We start from the raw sequence: 16,410 nt of genomic DNA, 5'->3' as shown, positions 1-16,410 counted from the left end.
ATGTTTAAACGAATTGTATTGTACGTAATTATTGGTTTAGCCTTCGCTTCGTGCGAATATTTTAAGCAAGCCGAAACTCAAGATGCAATTGCTCGAGTAAACGAGACTTATTTATATAAGCAAGATGTTGAAGATTTACTTCCCGAAAATTACACAAAGCAAGACAGTACAGTTATAGTAAATAATTTCATTAATAATTGGGCAACAGAACAATTATTGGTTCAAGGTGCAACTTTAAATTTAGACGAAAATACTCAGGAAGAATTTAACGATTTAATAAACCAATACAGAAGCGATTTATATAGTAAAGCATATTTAGAAGCCTTAGTTTATAAGAACTTAGATACTTTAGTTCTTAAAGCTGAAGCAACAAAATATTACGAAGCAAATAAACAAGCTTTCAAACTTAATGAAGATCTTATAAAATTTAGATACATTAATATAGACGAAAACAGACTCGATTTTAGCGAGGTTAAGCAAAAGTTCAAACGTTTTAATTCGAAAGATAAACGCGAACTAGATTCTATAGCAATTCAATTTAAATCTTATTCGTTAAACGATTCTGTATGGATAAGATTAGGTCAAGTAATCACTAAAATACCAACAGTTACTGCAGATAATAAAAATGAACTGTTAAAAAAAACTAATTTTATACAAAGCAAAGACTCATTAGGACTATATTTGATGCAAATTAACGATGTTTTACTTAGAAATGCCGAAGCACCTTTAGAGTACGTGCTCCCAACAATTAAGCAGATAGTAGTTAATAAACGAAAATTAGAACTAGTTAGACAGCTAGAAAAGGATATTACAAAAGATGCAATTAAAAATAAACAATTTGAAATTTACAATTAATTTGAAACACATAATAGCAGTTTGCTTAACACTTTTTGTCGCTAATGGAATATTAGCTCAAGAAATTATTGACGAAACAATTAAGAAAGAAGAGGTTGTAGATAGTATTAAGCCAACAACAGATATTAAAGTAGATGGTGTATCTGCTGTAGTTGGAGACTATATTATTTTAGAGTCTGATATCGATAAAACGTTTTTACAATTAAAAGCACAAGGTGGAGATCCGTCTGTAATTTCTAGATGTCAATTATTTGGAAAACTTTTAGAAGATAAATTATACGCGCACCATGCAATACAAGATAGTATTGTTATTAATGATGCCGAAATTCGTTCATATGTTGGGCAACAACTAGAGCAAATAAAACAACAAGTTGGTGGAGACATGCAAAAGGTTTTAGATTTCTACAAAAAATCTGACGAGCAGAGTTTAAGAGACGAAATGTTCGAGATTAATAAGTCGCAAAAATTAGGTTCAGAAATGCAACGTAAAATTATCGACGAAATCGAAGTAACTCCAGAAGAGGTACGTCAGTTCTTTAATAAAATACCTAAAGAGCAACGTCCTACATTCGGTACAGAGCTTAAGGTAGCGCAAATAGTTATTAAGCCAGAACCAACACAAGCAGAAATAGATAACGTAATTGTTAAGCTTAAAACTATTAAAAGAGAAGTTGAAGAAGGAGGGAATTTTAGATCTAAAGCCTTATTTAATTCAGACGATCCAGGTTCTAAAAAAGATGGTGGTGCATTACCTCCAATGAATAGATCTAGACCTAGAATGGTGAAAGAATTTAGAGAAGTTGCCTTTTCTTTACAAGAAGGTGAAATTTCAGAGCCGTTTAAAACACAATATGGTTACCACATTATATTACTTGAAAAAATTAGAGGACAAGAATACGATGTAAGACACATATTAATGATTCCTGAAGTAGCAGAAAGTTCTGTTAAAGCTGCAAAAGAAAAAATTGAAGAAACTAAGAAAAATATTGAAGAAGGTAATATCTCTTTTGCTGATGCTGCAAGGGAAGTTAGTGATGAAGTAGAAACTAAGTTTCAAGGTGGGCAATTAATTAACCCAGCAACTCAAGATTATAATTTTGAATTAACTAAAATAGATACAGAAATCTATGTAAAAATTCAAGATTTAGATAATAATACAATATCAGATGTTCTTGTAGATAGAGATGAAATTGGAAACGTACAATTCAAAATTCTTACAGTAACAGATAGAATAGACGAGCACGAAGCAAACTATGCTAGAGATTACCTTAAAATTAAAGAATTAGCGCTTAACGAAAAACGTTTGGATGCAATAGCAAAATGGCAAGAAGAAAAAATTCAAGACACTTATATTAAAATAACTGGATCTTATAGAGATTGCGATTTTACTAATAATTGGCTTAAAAAATAATATATAATAAAGAATGTCGGACGTAGCAGCTATCAACCAATTAGTAATAAAATATAACGCATTAAGACAAGAGATTGCAAAAGTAATTGTAGGTCAAGATGATGTTGTAAATCAAATATTAATTTCCATTTTTTCTGGAGGTCACGCTTTATTAATAGGTGTACCAGGATTAGCAAAAACGTTAATGGTTAATACCATTGCACAAACTTTAGGATTAGATTTTAAGCGTATTCAATTTACGCCAGATTTAATGCCAAGTGATATTCTTGGTAGTGAAATTCTAGATGAAAGCCGAAATTTTAAATTTATAAAAGGTCCTATTTTTGCTAATATTATTTTAGCCGATGAAATAAACCGTACACCTCCAAAAACGCAAGCCGCTTTATTAGAAGCTATGCAAGAGAGATCTGTAACGGTTGCAGGACATAATTACAAATTAGATTTACCTTACTTTGTATTAGCAACACAAAATCCAATTGAGCAAGAAGGAACTTATCCTTTACCAGAAGCACAATTAGACCGTTTTATGTTTGCTATTAATTTAGATTACCCAACGTTCGACGAAGAAGTGCAAGTAGTAAAAGCAACTACAAATGCTTCTAAAGCATCTGTAAATGCATTATTTAATGCACAAGAAATTATAGATTTTCAACAATTAATTCGTCGTATTCCTGTAGCAGATAATGTTATAGAATATGCTGTAAAAATGGTAGCTAAAACAAGACCTAATAAAGATACTGCAGCAGATTTAGTAAAGCAGTATATAGATTGGGGAGCAGGACCAAGAGCTTCTCAAAACTTGATTTTAGCAGCAAAAACACACGCTGCTATAAATGGTAAATTTTCTCCAGATATTGAAAATGTACAAGCTGTAGCTACAAGTATTTTGCGTCACAGAATTATTAAAAATTATAAAGCTGAAGCTGAAGGCGTAAGTGAGGAACAGATTATTCAAAGTCTGTTTTAAATGAAAGCTAAGCAGTTTATTCTTCCATTAGTTATCTTCATATTAGGAATTATCCTTACCATTATTGGTGCTTTATTCAAAATTCAGCATTGGCCTTATGCTCCACAAATTCTAACACTAGGAACACTTGCAGAAGTCATTGGTTTAGTCTTTTTTATAGTGGTCTTAATCAAGTATTTTTTAAAGAAATAGTCAATAACTATTCATTAATAGTAAAATATTATTTTACAAATTGCCTTCTTATAAATAGAGTAATTGACTTTTCTTATTAATTTGATGTTTTTTTGACATTCAAATTATCATTTTAATAATAAACAGAAGTATTAAATTAATAATACTGAGTTATTCGCAAACGTTTTCGGATTGCGTTACAAGTTTTTAAATTCTTCAATATTTTGTACTTTTGAATTCCAATTTTAATAGACCGTATAACGTTTTTTTAATCTTAAAAAGATGTTTGAAATTTGGAAAACAATAAAGCGTACTAACACAGCTTTCTAAGCTGAACAAAAACAGAACTAATTCTATTATATGAACATTTATAACGATTACCTTAAGCAGATCGAAAACCGAAAAGAGCAAGGGCTTCATCCGCAGCCAATTGATGGTGCTGAATTACTTAGTCAAATCATTGAGCAAATTAAAGATTTAGATAACGAACATAGAGAAGAATCTCTTAACTTTTTTATCTATAACGTTTTACCGGGTACCACAAGTGCTGCTACTGTTAAAGCAAAGTTTTTAAAAGAGATTATTTTAGGAGAATCTATAGTAAAAGAAATTACACCAACTTTTGCATTAGAACAATTATCACACATGAAAGGTGGACCTTCTGTAAAAGTATTGTTAGATATTGCTTTAGGTAACGATGCTGATTTAGCAAAACAATCGGCTGAAATTTTAAAAACTCAAGTTTTTCTTTACGAAGCAGATACAGATCGTTTAGAAGAGGCTTTTAAAAGCGGTAGTGAAATAGCAAAAGATATTATTGAAAGCTATGCTAAAGCTGAGTTTTTTACTAAGCTTCCAGAAATAGACGAAAAAATTGAAGTAGTAACTTACATTGCAGGTGTTGGTGATATATCAACAGATTTATTATCTCCAGGTGGTGATGCGCATTCAAGATCAGATCGCGAATTACATGGTCAATGTATGTTTGAGCATAATAAAGACATGCAAAATGAATTATTAGCTTTAAAAGAACAACATCCTGATAAACGCGTCATGCTAATTGCAGAAAAAGGAACAATGGGAGTTGGTTCTTCAAGAATGTCTGGTGTAAACAACGTTGCCTTATGGACAGGTGTTCCTTTTAGCAAATATGTACCATTTATTAATTTTGCACCAGTAATTGCTGGTACGAATGGTATTGCTCCAATTTTCTTAACTACAGTTGGTGTAACAGGTGGTATTGGTTTAGATCTTAAAAACTGGGTACAGCAAAAAGATGCTGAAGGAAATACAGTAAGAGATGAAGATGGTGAACCAATATTAAAAGAAACGTATTCTGTAGCTACAGGTACAATTCTTACCATTAATACCAAAGAGAAAAAATTATATAACGGAGATAAAGAACTTAAAGATATTTCTGCAGCATTTACACCACAAAAAATGGAGTTTATGAAAGCAGGTGGTTCTTACGCAGTTGTTTTTGGTAAAAAACTACAAACATTTGCAGCAAAAGCTTTAGGAATTGAAGCGCCTCAAGTATATGCTACCGCAAAAGAAGTGTCTATTGAAGGTCAAGGTTTAACAGCTGTTGAAAAAATATTTAATAAAAATGCAGTAGGAACTTCAGGAGCAACATTACATGCTGGTTCTTACGTGCGTGCAGAAGTTAACATTGTAGGTTCTCAAGATACTACAGGATTAATGACTTCTCAAGAATTAGAGATGATGGCTGCTACAGTTATTTCTCCAATTGTTGATGGAGCATACCAATCAGGTTGTCATACAGCTTCAGTTTGGGATGATAAGTCTAAAGCAAACATTCCAAGATTAATGAGTTTCATGAACGATTTCGGTTTAATTACTGGTCGTGATCCTAAAGGGAAGTATTTTCCAATGACAGATGTTATCCATAAAGTACTTAACGATATTACTGTTGGTGATTGGGACATCATTATAGGTGGAGATTCGCATACACGTATGTCTAAAGGTGTTGCCTTTGGAGCAGATTCAGGAACAGTTGCTTTAGCACTTGCTACAGGTGAGGCTTCAATGCCAATTCCAGAATCGGTTAAAGTAACCTTTAAAGGACAAATGAAGTCTTATATGGATTTCCGTGATGTTGTTCACGCAACACAACAACAAATGTTAAAGCAATTTGGTGGTGAAAATGTATTCCAAGGACGTGTAATTGAAGTACACATTGGAACACTTACTGCCGATGAAGCCTTTACTTTTACAGATTGGACGGCAGAGATGAAAGCTAAAGCATCTATTTGTATTTCTGAAGATGATACCTTGATTGAATCTTTAGAGATTGCAAAAGGTCGTATCCAAATCATGATTGAAAAAGGAATGGATAATGCTAAACAAGTACTTAAAGGTTTAGTTGATAAAGCAGAAACTAGAATTATAGAGCTTAAAACGGGTATGAAACCTTCTTTAAGACCCGATGCTAATGCAAAATACCATGCAGAAGTTATTATTGATTTAGATCAAATTGTTGAACCAATGATTGCTGATCCTGATGTAAATAACGAAGATGTTTCTAAACGTTACACACACGATAATATTAGACCATTATCTTACTACGGAGGAACTAAAAAAGTAGATTTAGGTTTCGTAGGATCTTGTATGGTTCACAAAGGAGATATGAAAATATTAGCTCAAATGTTGAAAAACGTAGAAGCTCAATATGGAAAAGTAGAGTTTAAAGCACCTTTAATAGTTGCACCTCCTACTTATAATATTGTAGATGAATTAAAAGCAGAAGGCGATTGGGAAGTTTTAGTAAGATACTCTGGTTTCGAGTTCGATGACAATGCGCCTAAAGGAGAAGCACGTACAGGATACGAAAACATGTTGTACTTAGAGCGTCCAGGTTGTAACTTATGTATGGGTAACCAAGAAAAAGCTGCACCAGGAGATACTGTTATGGCGACTTCAACACGTTTATTCCAAGGTAGAGTTGTGAAAGATTCTGGCGAGAAAAAAGGGGAGTCATTATTATCATCTACTCCAGTAGTAGTTTTATCTACAATTTTGGGTAGAACACCAACTATGGAAGAATACGAAGCTGCTGTTGATGGTATTGTTTTAACAAAGTTTAAGCCTTCTACAAAACAGTTAGTAAGATAATAACAAACGGATTAAATAGTATTAAAAGCCTGAATTTTAGATTCAGGCTTTTTTTATTGTTAAAACTTAAAAAATTACTAGCATAGAAAATTTCTATTTTAGAATCAATCTATAATAGCTTTGCAGCTTTTAAAGCCAATCTCTATTTTGTATATTAGTAGAATAAAATTTAAAAATAAATAGTATGGCATTCGATATTGATATGATTAAGAAGGTTTACAGCCAAATGGCAGAACGCGTTGATGCAGCTCGTGAAGTTGTTGGTAAACCGTTAACACTTTCAGAGAAAATTTTATATAATCACCTTTGGGATGGTAAAGCAACTAAAGCTTTTACTAGAGGTGAAGATTATGTAGATTTTTCACCAGATCGTATTGCTTTACAAGATGCAACAGCTCAAATGGCGTTGTTGCAATTTATGCAAGCAGGAAAAAGTAAAGTTGCTGTTCCTACTACTGCACATTGCGATCACTTAATACAAGCAAAAGACGGTGCTTCTACAGATTTAAAACATGCTAATGATGTTTCTAGTGAAGTTTTTAATTTCTTAGAATCTGTATCAAATAAATACGGTTTAGGTTTCTGGAAACCAGGAGCAGGAATTATTCACCAAGTGGTATTAGAAAATTATGCATTTCCAGGAGGAATGATGATTGGAACAGATTCTCATACCGTTAACGCCGGTGGACTAGGAATGGTTGCTATTGGAGTTGGTGGTGCAGATGCTGTAGATGTTATGGCAGGAATGGCTTGGGAACTTAAATTTCCTAAATTAATTGGTGTTAAATTAACAGGTAAATTATCAGGTTGGACAGCACCAAAAGATGTGATATTAAAAGTAGCAGGAATTGTATCTGCTAAAGGAGGAACAGGAGCTATTGTTGAGTACTTTGGTGAAGGAGCAACTTCTATGTCTTGTACAGGAAAAGGAACTATTTGCAATATGGGAGCGGAAATAGGAGCAACAACTTCTACTTTTGGTTACGATGATTCTATGGAACGTTATTTACGTGCTACAGATAGAGCAGATGTTGCAGATGAAGCAAATAAAATTAGACCATATTTAACAGCTGATGCTGAAGTTTATGCTAATCCAGAACAATACTTCGATCAAGTTATAGAAATCAACTTATCAGAATTAGGGCCATTATTAAACGGACCTTTTACACCAGATTTATCAACTCAAATTGGTAAAGATATGGGTGCGGCTGCAAAAGCAAACGATTGGCCAATAAATGTTGAATGGGGATTAATAGGGTCTTGTACAAACTCTTCTTACGAAGATTTATCTCGTGCGTCTTCTATTGCACAACAAGCTATAGATAAAGGTTTAAAAATGAAATCAGAATTAGGAATTAATCCTGGTTCAGAAAAAGTAAGATATACTGCAGATAGAGATGGTATTCTTGGAATATTCGAAAAACTAGACGCTAAAATATTTACAAATGCTTGCGGACCATGTATTGGGCAATGGGCAAGATATAGCGATCCTAAAAATGCACCTAAAAATAGTATTGTACACTCTTTTAATAGAAACTTTGCTAAGCGTGCCGATGGAAACCCAAATACACATGCCTTTGTAGCATCTCCAGAAATTACTGCTGCAATTGCAATTGCAGGTCGTTTAGATTTTAATCCGTTAACAGATAGTTTAATTAATGAAAACGGAGAAGAAGTAATGTTCGATGAGCCTACAGGATGGGAGTTACCTCCAAAAGGTTTCGAAGTTAAAGATAATGGTTTCTTAGCGCCTATGGCAGATGGAAGCGGAGTGGAAGTTGTTGTTAGTCCAACATCAGAACGTTTACAATTATTAACACCATTTACTCCAATTGGAAGTGAAATTAAAGGTGCTAAATTATTAATAAAGGCATTTGGAAAATGTACAACAGATCATATTTCTATGGCTGGACCTTGGTTACGTTTCCGTGGACATTTAGATAATATTTCTAATAACTGTTTAATAGGTGCAGTTAACGCATTTGGTAAGAAAACCAACTTTGTTAAAAATCAATTAACAGGAGAGTTTGGTGGTGTGCCAGATACGGCAAGAGCATATAAAGCTGCAGGTGTTCCTACAATTGTAGTTGGAGATCATAACTATGGTGAAGGATCTTCAAGAGAGCATGCAGCAATGGAGCCAAGACACTTAGGTGTTGTAGCTGTTATTGTAAAATCTTTTGCACGTATTCACGAAACAAACTTGAAAAAACAAGGAATGTTAGGTTTAACATTTGCTACAGAAAGTGATTACGATTTAATCCAGGAGGATGATACATACAACTTTGTTGATATGGCTGATTTTGCACCAGGAAAACAATTAACACTAGAAGCTGTTCATGCAGATGGTAGTAAAGATATTATTATGCTTAATCATACATATAACCAACCTCAAATAGATTGGTATAATGAAGGTTCTGCATTAAATTTAATAAAGAAAGAGAATGCATAATTAGCACTTCTTATTACAATTTAAAAACTCCTAATAATCTTTAGGAGTTTTTTTTATGCTGTATTGTAAGTAATATCGATAAAAATAGACCAATAACTATCTATTAACCAACAAGCAATATATTATGAATTCACTTTGGTTTTTTGAAGATACAAACCTCTTCAAAGTATTATGTCCACATAAGTTTAAAGCATATAAGAAAGATCACGATTTCGATGCTTATAAAAAGAAAGACTACATTTATTTCACCGAAGATTCTGCAAACAAAGTTTACTTAATAGAAAAAGGTAAAGTTAAAGTTGGCTATTATAGTGAAGACGGTAAAGAGGTTGTAAAAGCAATATTATCTAAAGGTCAGCTGTTTGGTGAAAAGGCTATTTTAGGAGAATTAAAACGTGATGAGTTTGCGCAATCTATAGATAATAGTACTTCAATTTGTCCAATAAGTGTAGATACTATGCATGAACTAATGAGGGATAACCAAACGTTTAGTTTTAAGGTGTATAAGTTTATTGGCTTTAAATTTAAAAAATTAGAAAGACGTCTTCAGCTTTTAATGTTTAAAGATACTAAAACAAGATTGTTAGATTTTTTAGATGAACTGTGTGTGGATTATGGATACGATTGTCCAAAAACTGGAGATCACGTCATTAAGCATCCTTACACTCAAAAAGATATTGCCTCTTTAATTGGAACTTCTAGACCAACTTTAAATATTTTAATTAATGAATTAAAGGAGGCCAAGATTTTAGATTTTAATAGAAATGAAATTACCATGTATAAAAGAATTGCCTAGTTATAAGAATCCCTTTTTTTTCAATTAAAAATTGAATAACATCAAGAGCTGTAGTGAAAACTATGGCTCTTTTGTTTTTATTTAATATTTTTTTATAAAAATCAAGTTGTGTTAGCTAGCTAACATTTAGAACGAAGTTGCTAGCTTAATTTTGTAATAACAAATACAAACTTTAAAAAAACAGCAATGATTAAAAAAATGATTTTAGGAGCTTTGGCATTAGGATTTTTTGCCACCTCTTGTAGTAACGACGACGATGCAGCAGTAGCAGTATCAACAACTTCTGGTTTAACAATTGATTTTAGTGGGTTAGAAGCACTTGGAGACGATTTTGTATACGAAGGTTGGGTTATAGTAGACGGTAGCCCAGTATCGACTGGAAGATTTAGTTCTGTAGATTTTCCACAAACATTTCAAGTAAATACTTCTCAATTAAATGCAGCAACTACCTTTGTACTTTCAGTAGAGCCAACAGTAGATCCAGATCCATTACCAGCAGCTACTAAGGTATTAGCAGGAGACTTTTCTGGAGATGCAGCAATGGTAAGTACGGGTATTGTAGGAGATTTTACTACTTCTTCAGGAGCTTTCTTTTTAAGAACACCAACAGACGAAATGGGAACTAATAATGGAAACGACGAAAGCGGTGTATGGTTCGGAACACCAGGAGCACCACCAACAGCTAACTTTACACTGCCAGTTTTACCAGAAGGTTGGGCTTACGAAGGTTGGGTAGTAGGAGAAACAGGTCCATTAACAACAGGTACTTTTACAGAATTTAATACAGCAGATAATAATGCTCCATTTAGTGGAGATTCAGCAGGACCTCCTATTCCAGGAGAAGATTTCTTTCAAGAAGCACCAGCAGGAGAAACTTTTCCTTTAGATGTTAGAGGACGTACTGTTGTTATTTCAGTAGAACCAGTTCCAGATAATTCACCAGCACCTTTTGCGTTAAAACCATTAGTTGGTACAGCAGGAACAGAAGTTGCACCAGCAACTCATGATTTTGGTTTAAATTTAGGGTCTTTACCTACAGGAACAGTAACAAGATAAAAGTATTAAAAAATACTATTGTAGACTCGAGTAAATTAGATTTATTAGAGTAAGTAGTATAGTTTGTTTTTTATTAGATTTGAAGCGTTAATTATATAATTAACGCTTCATTATTTTTAGAGCTATGGGAAAAGGAAAAATTTCAATTAAAAATGTAATCTTTATAGTAATTATTGCTTTAATGGTTATTCCACAAACAAGACAACAAATTCAAATAGCATTACATACAGTAATAGCTAAATTAAGTCCAAGTGTAGAGAAAAACGAAGATTATAAACAAGTAAGTAGTTATAACTGGCAGTTACAGGATTTAGAAAGTAATAGTTTTCAATTAAATAAAACAAAAGGGAAGATTATATTTTTAAATATGTGGGCAACTTGGTGCCCTCCATGTATTGCCGAAATGCCTTCTATTCAAGAATTGTATAATGATTATGGCGATAAAATTGAATTTGTTATAGTATCTAACGAAAAGCAGGAAGTGATTAAAAAATTCTTAGAAAAAAAGAATTATAATTTTAAAACATACACACCTCTATCTCGTGCTCCAGAAACGTTTAACGTATCAAGTATTCCTAGAACTTTTTTAATAGATAGTGAAGGAAATATTATTATTGATGAATCTGGTGCCGCAAATTGGAATAGTGAAACTGTTCGTAAAACTATAGACGAATTGCTTAAATTATAACGTTTTAAAAAAGGCTTTTATAAATGCTGAAGAAAATAACGATTTCATAATTTTTAATTCTTCTAAAAATGAAGATTCCTCGTCTAAAAATCTAAACATTGTTTCAATAGAGTTTTTATCATAAAATTGTTCGAAAAGCCATTCGCCTTTTTCATTTTCATCGTGTAAAACTTTCAAGAAAATCTTATCGTAAAACTTATATTTCAATTTAAATAAGGCAGTAGATGCAGGCTTGTTTTGTTTTAAATTTTCAGTTATTATTTCAACTTTTTTTTCTGTATGTTTAAAAGAGTATCCTGTTGAGCCTTTTACCCAACCACCAGCAGTACCAATTTTTGTTATATTTTTAGTTGAATAATTTTCGAAAGGAAAATTCGTCATCGGTATCTTTCCGCTTTCAGTTTCAACTATTCTATAATTTTCAATTTTTAAAATACTTTTAATATACTCTTCTATGTACTTATCGTAGGTTTCTTCATCTACTAAATTAGGAGTAAAATAAGTAAATTCTACAAGAGCTTTGGTTTTAGAAAAAGGCAAAACATAAGTAAATGTTGTTTGCTCTCCATCTTTAAGCCTGTAATCCATCATTGTAAACTGTTCTGGATTAAATACTGGTGTTTTACTTTCAATTATCCAACCTTTAAAATGCTGAATAACTTTGGTGTAATTATTTAATTCTGAAAAATAGTCTTCTGCAATTCTACTATCAAAAATATGATGAGCAGAGTAGGAGTTAGATGTTGTTTTTACAATTGGTTTGGCAGAATCTTCAACTAAAAGAACTTCATCTGTAATAAAATGAATATTAGATTTTTTTGAAAGTATACGTTTGGCTTCAGAATAAAAATCTAAAGCACGTATGGTTTTATAAGTATAAGGATTAAGGTTTAGAGTAATCTGTTTTTCCGAAGAGTAGAACATTGCTTCTTCCCACGATTTTTCAATAATATTATCCCATTTACCTTTTCCTTTTTCCCAAAAACTCCAAGTTTTATCGTTCTCTTGCTTGGTAGACTTATCTATTAAAGCAATCTGTTTTTCTTCAAAAAAAGGATCTTGAGCAAATGATAAAGCTAACTGTAAACCAGCAAGACCGTTACCAACAATAATATAATCGTAAGACTCTCTATTATTCATTCAACAGAGCTTATCGCTTAAAATATTTAAACGGAACAAATAGCATCCCAAAACATTCTCCATCTCCTTTTCCTAAATGTTTGTGGTGCATTTTGTGAGCACGTCTTAAACCTTTGGCATACCAATTATTAGAATTTCTTAAAAGTTTAAAACGTTGGTGAATAAAAATATCGTGAACAATAAAATATGAAGCACCATAGGCCATTATACCTAGCGCAATTGGTAGGCAATACCAAACACCTTCGTAACTCCAAAGGTAAAAACAGGTCATGCTTACTATGGCATAAAAAATAAAAAAAGCATCATTACGCTCAAACCAACTATCATGATCTTTGTGATGATGATCTTTGTGTAAAGACCATAAAAAACCATGCATAATGTACTTATGTGTAAACCAAGCCATAAATTCCATGGCACTAAATGTTGCTAAAAAAACGAGTATCCAGAATAGAGTTTGCATTACAATAAATTTAGTTGATATTTTACGTAACTCCTAGTTAAAAGTTCTACTTTTTTATAATTAGGAACTCTTACTCGGGTATTTTTTATATCTAAAGCGGGTGTCTTTTTTAGTTTTTTTAATAGCTGACTGTAATAGCGGTAAGCCATAAAAACACCAAATTTGGCTTCGATAGGTAGTAGTTTTATACCTTCAAGGCCTTTAGAAAAGTCATTTTCAATATCTTTAATAATCAATTCTTTTGCAATTTCATCAAGATTATTTAAATCTGTATTTGGAAAATATGTGCGTTCTAAAACATCGAAATCTGCTTTTAAATCTCTTAAGAAGTTTACTTTTTGAAAAGCAGAACCTAACGACATTGCAGAACTTTTAAGTTTGTTATATTCTTCTGTATTTCCATTAACAAAAACTTTTAAACACATAAGTCCAACAACATCTGCAGAACCATAAATGTAATCGTTGTATTCGTTTTCGGTTAAATATGTCGTTTTAGTGAGATCAAGTTTCATACTCTTCATAAAAGAATCTACCATATGCTTTTCAATATTATACTTATGGTAAGTATGTTGAAAGGCATTAAGAATAGGATTTAAACTTATTTTATCTGCTAAAGCGATTTCTAAATCTGCTTCAAATCTTTTAAATAATGTTTCCTTATCATAATCATGAAAGGAATCTACAATTTCATCAGCAAACCTAACAAAGCCATAAATATTGTAAATATCTTGTCTTATTGTAGTCGCAAGCATTTTGGTTGCCATAGAAAAAGAAGTGCTATAAGATTGAGTTACAATCTTACTACAGCTATTAGAAACGGTATCAAATAATGCTTTCATAAATTAATTATGGTGTTTTTTAATTAATCCTGCAACTAACTTTCCAGAAATAAGAGCTGGAGGAACACCAGGTCCAGGAACTGTTAATTGACCAGTAAAATATAAGTTATCAACTTTACTACTCTTTAAATTAGGTCTTAAAAAAGCAGTTTGTAATAAAGTGTTTGCCATTCCATAAGCATTACCTTTATAAGAGTTGTAATCTTTAGTAAAATCGTTTACGCAAAAAGATTCTTTAAAAAGAATGGAACCTCTAACTTTTTGAGAGGTTAAGTTCTCAAAACGAGTTATAATTTTTTCAAAATATTGCTCTCTTAATGTTTCGTTATCTTCTATTCCGGGAGCTAACGGGATTAAAAATATTCCTGCCTCTTTTCCATTTGGAGCAGAACTATCATCTGTAATACTAGGGAAACTTGCATAAAACAATGGGTTTTCAGGCCATTTTGGATCATCGTAAATATCTTGGGCATGAACATCAAAATCAACATCAAAAAATAAAGTATGATGATTTACATTTTTTAATTTTTTATCAAAACCAACATAAAATAGTAATGATGAAGGCGCAAATGTCTTTTTGCTCCAATATTTTTCAGAATATTGTCTGTATTTTTTGTCAAGTAAAGTTTCACTATGGTGGTAATCTGCACCACTTAAAATAATATCAGCTGTATATGTTTCTCCGTTAGAAATAATACCTGTAGCTTTTCCATTATCTACTATAATTTTATCAATCGGACTTTCAGTTTTAATAATAACTCCAAGAGATTTAGCTAAAGCTTCCATGGCAAGAACTACTTGGTACATTCCTTTTTTAGGATGAAATGTCCCTATTCCAAAATCAGCGTAATTCATGAAACTATAAAAAGAAGGAGTATTGCTTGGTTTAGCACCTAAAAATAGAACTGGAAATTCTAGTATTTGAGCTAATCGTTCATTTTTAAATTCTTTTCTAACGTCTCGCTTTATAGTACTTAAAAATTGACTTATTTTTTTTATGGTAACAGGAGTTACTAATTCTAAAGGTGAAACGCCCGGTCTGTAAACTAAATCTTTTATTGCAACATCGTAGTTGTTTTGTGCGTTGTCAATAAATTTTTTTAGTTTTTTGGAACTTCCTGCTTCTTCTTTTTCGAAAGCTGAATATATTTTTTCTATTGTATCTTCAATAGTGATATAATCATCTTTTCCAAAATAGACACTGTATGCTGGATTTAGTTTTTCTAAAGTGTAATAATCTGATGGTTTTGTTTTGAAGTCATTAAAAAATCGCTCAAAAACATCAGGCATCCAATACCATGTTGGCCCAATATCAAAAGTGAAACCGTCTTTTTTTAATTGTCTTGCCCGACCACCAATAGTGGCGTTTTTTTCAAAAATAGTTACTTCGTTACCTGACTGGGCTAAGTAGCACGCAGCAGATAATGATGAGAAACCAGAACCTAATATGTGTATAGTTTTTTTCATTTGTTTAACAAATATAATAAATAATTAAACAAAACTGTTTTTTATCTATATCGAGTTTAATAAACTTTCTATTGAGTTAAATTTATAGATGCCTTTTGGAAACTTTTCTTCATTAAGAATACTTGTTTTATAACCTAATATACAAAGATTTGCTTTTCCATTATTCGTAATTTGTTTATTAAAATTATTTATGTAAGAGTACATATCCTTATTATCAGGTTTAACCGTAAAGTAAGTTATAAACGTAATATCTTTAAAAAGAGTTTTAAAATTGCTTAAATTATCTAAAGGAACACTTTCTCCAAGATAAATAGTTTTGTAACCTCTACTTATTAGTTCATAATTTACAAATAATAAACCAATATCATGAATTTCATTTTCAGGTAAGAATAAAACGAATGTTTTAGTTTCATGCTTAGGAGTAGAGTTTGTTAGTCTTTCTATATTAATTAATACTTTTTGTTTTACTAATGTAGAAATGAAATTTTCATGAGCAGGTATTATAGTATTCGTTTGCCACAACAAACCAATGTCATTAAATAGTGGTAAGAAAATAGAATAAAATATATCTTTAAACGCTTTCTTTTCTATTTGTTTATCGTAAGTTTTATTAAACAAGACTTGGTCAAAATTTAACATTGAAATCTTTAGTGCATTTATAGCATCATCTTCATTTTTCTCTAATAAAGCAATTTCTTTAACTTTTTCAGTAATGTCTTGTTCGTTTAACTCTGCTATTTTAGATATTTTTATACCATTATTGTTTAGGTAAGTAATATTTAAAAGTTTCTGTAAACTTTCAAGATTATAGTTTCTAATGTTAGTGTCAGATCTATTGGGTTCAAGTAGCATGTATCTTTTTTCCCAAATTCTTATAGTATGTGCCTTGACGCCAGAAAGGTTTTCAAGATCTTTAATGCTAAAGTTTGTTTTAATATTGTTCATAGTATTGCTAAAATAGTTAAACAAAATA

The 16,410-nt window shown here is 31.6% G+C and carries 14 protein-coding genes; 9 read left to right on the top strand and 5 right to left on the bottom strand.

Annotated features, from left to right (window positions below; translation table 11 throughout):
• The 9 genes from ASC41_RS03890 (at position 1) to ASC41_RS03850 (ending at position 11,531) form a co-directional block, all read left to right on the top strand.
• Positions 1-855, top strand: coding sequence for a hypothetical protein (locus ASC41_RS03890; protein ID WP_055435328.1), 855 nt, complete (start codon positions 1-3; stop codon positions 853-855).
• Between the two features lies 1 nt (position 856).
• Complete coding sequence (locus ASC41_RS03885) at positions 857-2,266, top strand: peptidylprolyl isomerase (RefSeq protein WP_338034455.1); 1,410 nt, start codon at positions 857-859, stop codon at positions 2,264-2,266.
• Positions 2,267-2,279: 13 nt separating this feature from the next.
• On the top strand, positions 2,280-3,233 hold the full coding sequence (locus ASC41_RS03880) for an AAA family ATPase (protein WP_055435326.1): 954 nt from the start codon (positions 2,280-2,282) through the stop codon (positions 3,231-3,233).
• On the top strand, positions 3,234-3,425 hold the full coding sequence (locus ASC41_RS03875) for a GldL-related protein (RefSeq protein WP_055435325.1): 192 nt from the start codon (positions 3,234-3,236) through the stop codon (positions 3,423-3,425). It begins immediately after the preceding gene.
• Between the two features lie 339 nt (positions 3,426-3,764).
• The gene (locus ASC41_RS03870) at positions 3,765-6,539 is read left to right on the top strand and encodes a bifunctional aconitate hydratase 2/2-methylisocitrate dehydratase (RefSeq protein WP_055435324.1); all 2,775 of its coding nucleotides are present in this window, start codon (positions 3,765-3,767) and stop codon (positions 6,537-6,539) included.
• 184 nt (positions 6,540-6,723) lie between these two features.
• Positions 6,724-8,991 (top strand): aconitate hydratase, encoded by a 2,268-nt coding sequence (locus ASC41_RS03865; protein WP_055435323.1) that lies wholly within the window; start codon positions 6,724-6,726, stop codon positions 8,989-8,991.
• A gap of 124 nt (positions 8,992-9,115) precedes the next feature.
• Complete coding sequence (locus tag ASC41_RS03860; RefSeq protein WP_055435322.1) at positions 9,116-9,787, top strand: Crp/Fnr family transcriptional regulator; 672 nt, start codon at positions 9,116-9,118, stop codon at positions 9,785-9,787.
• Between the two features lie 186 nt (positions 9,788-9,973).
• Positions 9,974-10,843 (top strand): anti-sigma factor, encoded by an 870-nt coding sequence (locus tag ASC41_RS03855; protein ID WP_055435321.1) that lies wholly within the window; start codon positions 9,974-9,976, stop codon positions 10,841-10,843.
• Between the two features lie 124 nt (positions 10,844-10,967).
• Positions 10,968-11,531, top strand: a complete 564-nt coding sequence (locus tag ASC41_RS03850) for a TlpA family protein disulfide reductase (protein ID WP_055435320.1) — start codon at positions 10,968-10,970, stop codon at positions 11,529-11,531.
• Here the strand turns inward: ASC41_RS03850 and ASC41_RS03845 are convergent.
• From ASC41_RS03845 to ASC41_RS03825, 5 genes are read right to left on the bottom strand one after another with little or no spacing between them, the layout of a single operon-like run.
• Entirely contained in the window at positions 11,526-12,671 is a 1,146-nt protein-coding gene (locus tag ASC41_RS03845; protein ID WP_055435319.1) for a lycopene cyclase family protein, read from the bottom strand. The two genes, ASC41_RS03850 and ASC41_RS03845, sit on opposite strands and share 6 nt — an antisense overlap.
• A gap of 10 nt (positions 12,672-12,681) precedes the next feature.
• Positions 12,682-13,131 carry a sterol desaturase family protein gene (locus tag ASC41_RS03840; protein WP_055435318.1) on the bottom strand — a complete coding sequence of 150 codons (450 nt, stop codon included), beginning with the start codon at positions 13,129-13,131 and terminating at the stop codon, positions 12,682-12,684.
• Positions 13,131-13,970 (bottom strand): phytoene/squalene synthase family protein, encoded by an 840-nt coding sequence (locus tag ASC41_RS03835; protein WP_055435317.1) that lies wholly within the window; start codon positions 13,968-13,970, stop codon positions 13,131-13,133. Before ASC41_RS03835 ends, ASC41_RS03840 begins: the two co-directional genes overlap by 1 nt.
• 3 nt (positions 13,971-13,973) lie before the next feature.
• A complete protein-coding gene (locus ASC41_RS03830) occupies positions 13,974-15,437 on the bottom strand; it encodes a phytoene desaturase family protein (RefSeq protein ID WP_055435316.1) in 1,464 nt (487 codons plus the stop codon).
• Between the two features lie 45 nt (positions 15,438-15,482).
• Positions 15,483-16,382 carry a MerR family transcriptional regulator gene (locus ASC41_RS03825; protein ID WP_055435315.1) on the bottom strand — a complete coding sequence of 300 codons (900 nt, stop codon included), beginning with the start codon at positions 16,380-16,382 and terminating at the stop codon, positions 15,483-15,485.
• Positions 16,383-16,410: the final 28 nt, after the last annotated feature.

The organism is Lacinutrix algicola, from assembly GCF_001418085.1.
Taxonomy (GTDB): domain Bacteria; phylum Bacteroidota; class Bacteroidia; order Flavobacteriales; family Flavobacteriaceae; genus Lacinutrix; species Lacinutrix algicola.
This window is presented reverse-complemented; position numbering and strand designations above follow the sequence as displayed.

What these genes read in the sequence shown, in the direction of transcription:
- ASC41_RS03860 (WP_055435322.1), top strand. Translation starts at nt 9,116, where the DNA reads ATGAATTCACTTTGGTTTTTTGAAGATACAAACCTCTTCAAAGTATTA.
- ASC41_RS03835 (WP_055435317.1), bottom strand. Translation starts at nt 13,970, where the DNA reads ATGAAAGCATTATTTGATACCGTTTCTAATAGCTGTAGTAAGATTGTA.
- ASC41_RS03870 (WP_055435324.1), top strand. Translation starts at nt 3,765, where the DNA reads ATGAACATTTATAACGATTACCTTAAGCAGATCGAAAACCGAAAAGAG.
- ASC41_RS03890 (WP_055435328.1), top strand. Translation starts at nt 1, where the DNA reads ATGTTTAAACGAATTGTATTGTACGTAATTATTGGTTTAGCCTTCGCT.
- ASC41_RS03845 (WP_055435319.1), bottom strand. Translation starts at nt 12,671, where the DNA reads ATGAATAATAGAGAGTCTTACGATTATATTATTGTTGGTAACGGTCTT.
- ASC41_RS03880 (WP_055435326.1), top strand. Translation starts at nt 2,280, where the DNA reads ATGTCGGACGTAGCAGCTATCAACCAATTAGTAATAAAATATAACGCA.
- ASC41_RS03840 (WP_055435318.1), bottom strand. Translation starts at nt 13,131, where the DNA reads ATGCAAACTCTATTCTGGATACTCGTTTTTTTAGCAACATTTAGTGCC.
- ASC41_RS03875 (WP_055435325.1), top strand. Translation starts at nt 3,234, where the DNA reads ATGAAAGCTAAGCAGTTTATTCTTCCATTAGTTATCTTCATATTAGGA.
- ASC41_RS03825 (WP_055435315.1), bottom strand. Translation starts at nt 16,382, where the DNA reads ATGAACAATATTAAAACAAACTTTAGCATTAAAGATCTTGAAAACCTT.
- ASC41_RS03865 (WP_055435323.1), top strand. Translation starts at nt 6,724, where the DNA reads ATGGCATTCGATATTGATATGATTAAGAAGGTTTACAGCCAAATGGCA.
- ASC41_RS03830 (WP_055435316.1), bottom strand. Translation starts at nt 15,437, where the DNA reads ATGAAAAAAACTATACACATATTAGGTTCTGGTTTCTCATCATTATCT.
- ASC41_RS03855 (WP_055435321.1), top strand. Translation starts at nt 9,974, where the DNA reads ATGATTAAAAAAATGATTTTAGGAGCTTTGGCATTAGGATTTTTTGCC.
- ASC41_RS03850 (WP_055435320.1), top strand. Translation starts at nt 10,968, where the DNA reads ATGGGAAAAGGAAAAATTTCAATTAAAAATGTAATCTTTATAGTAATT.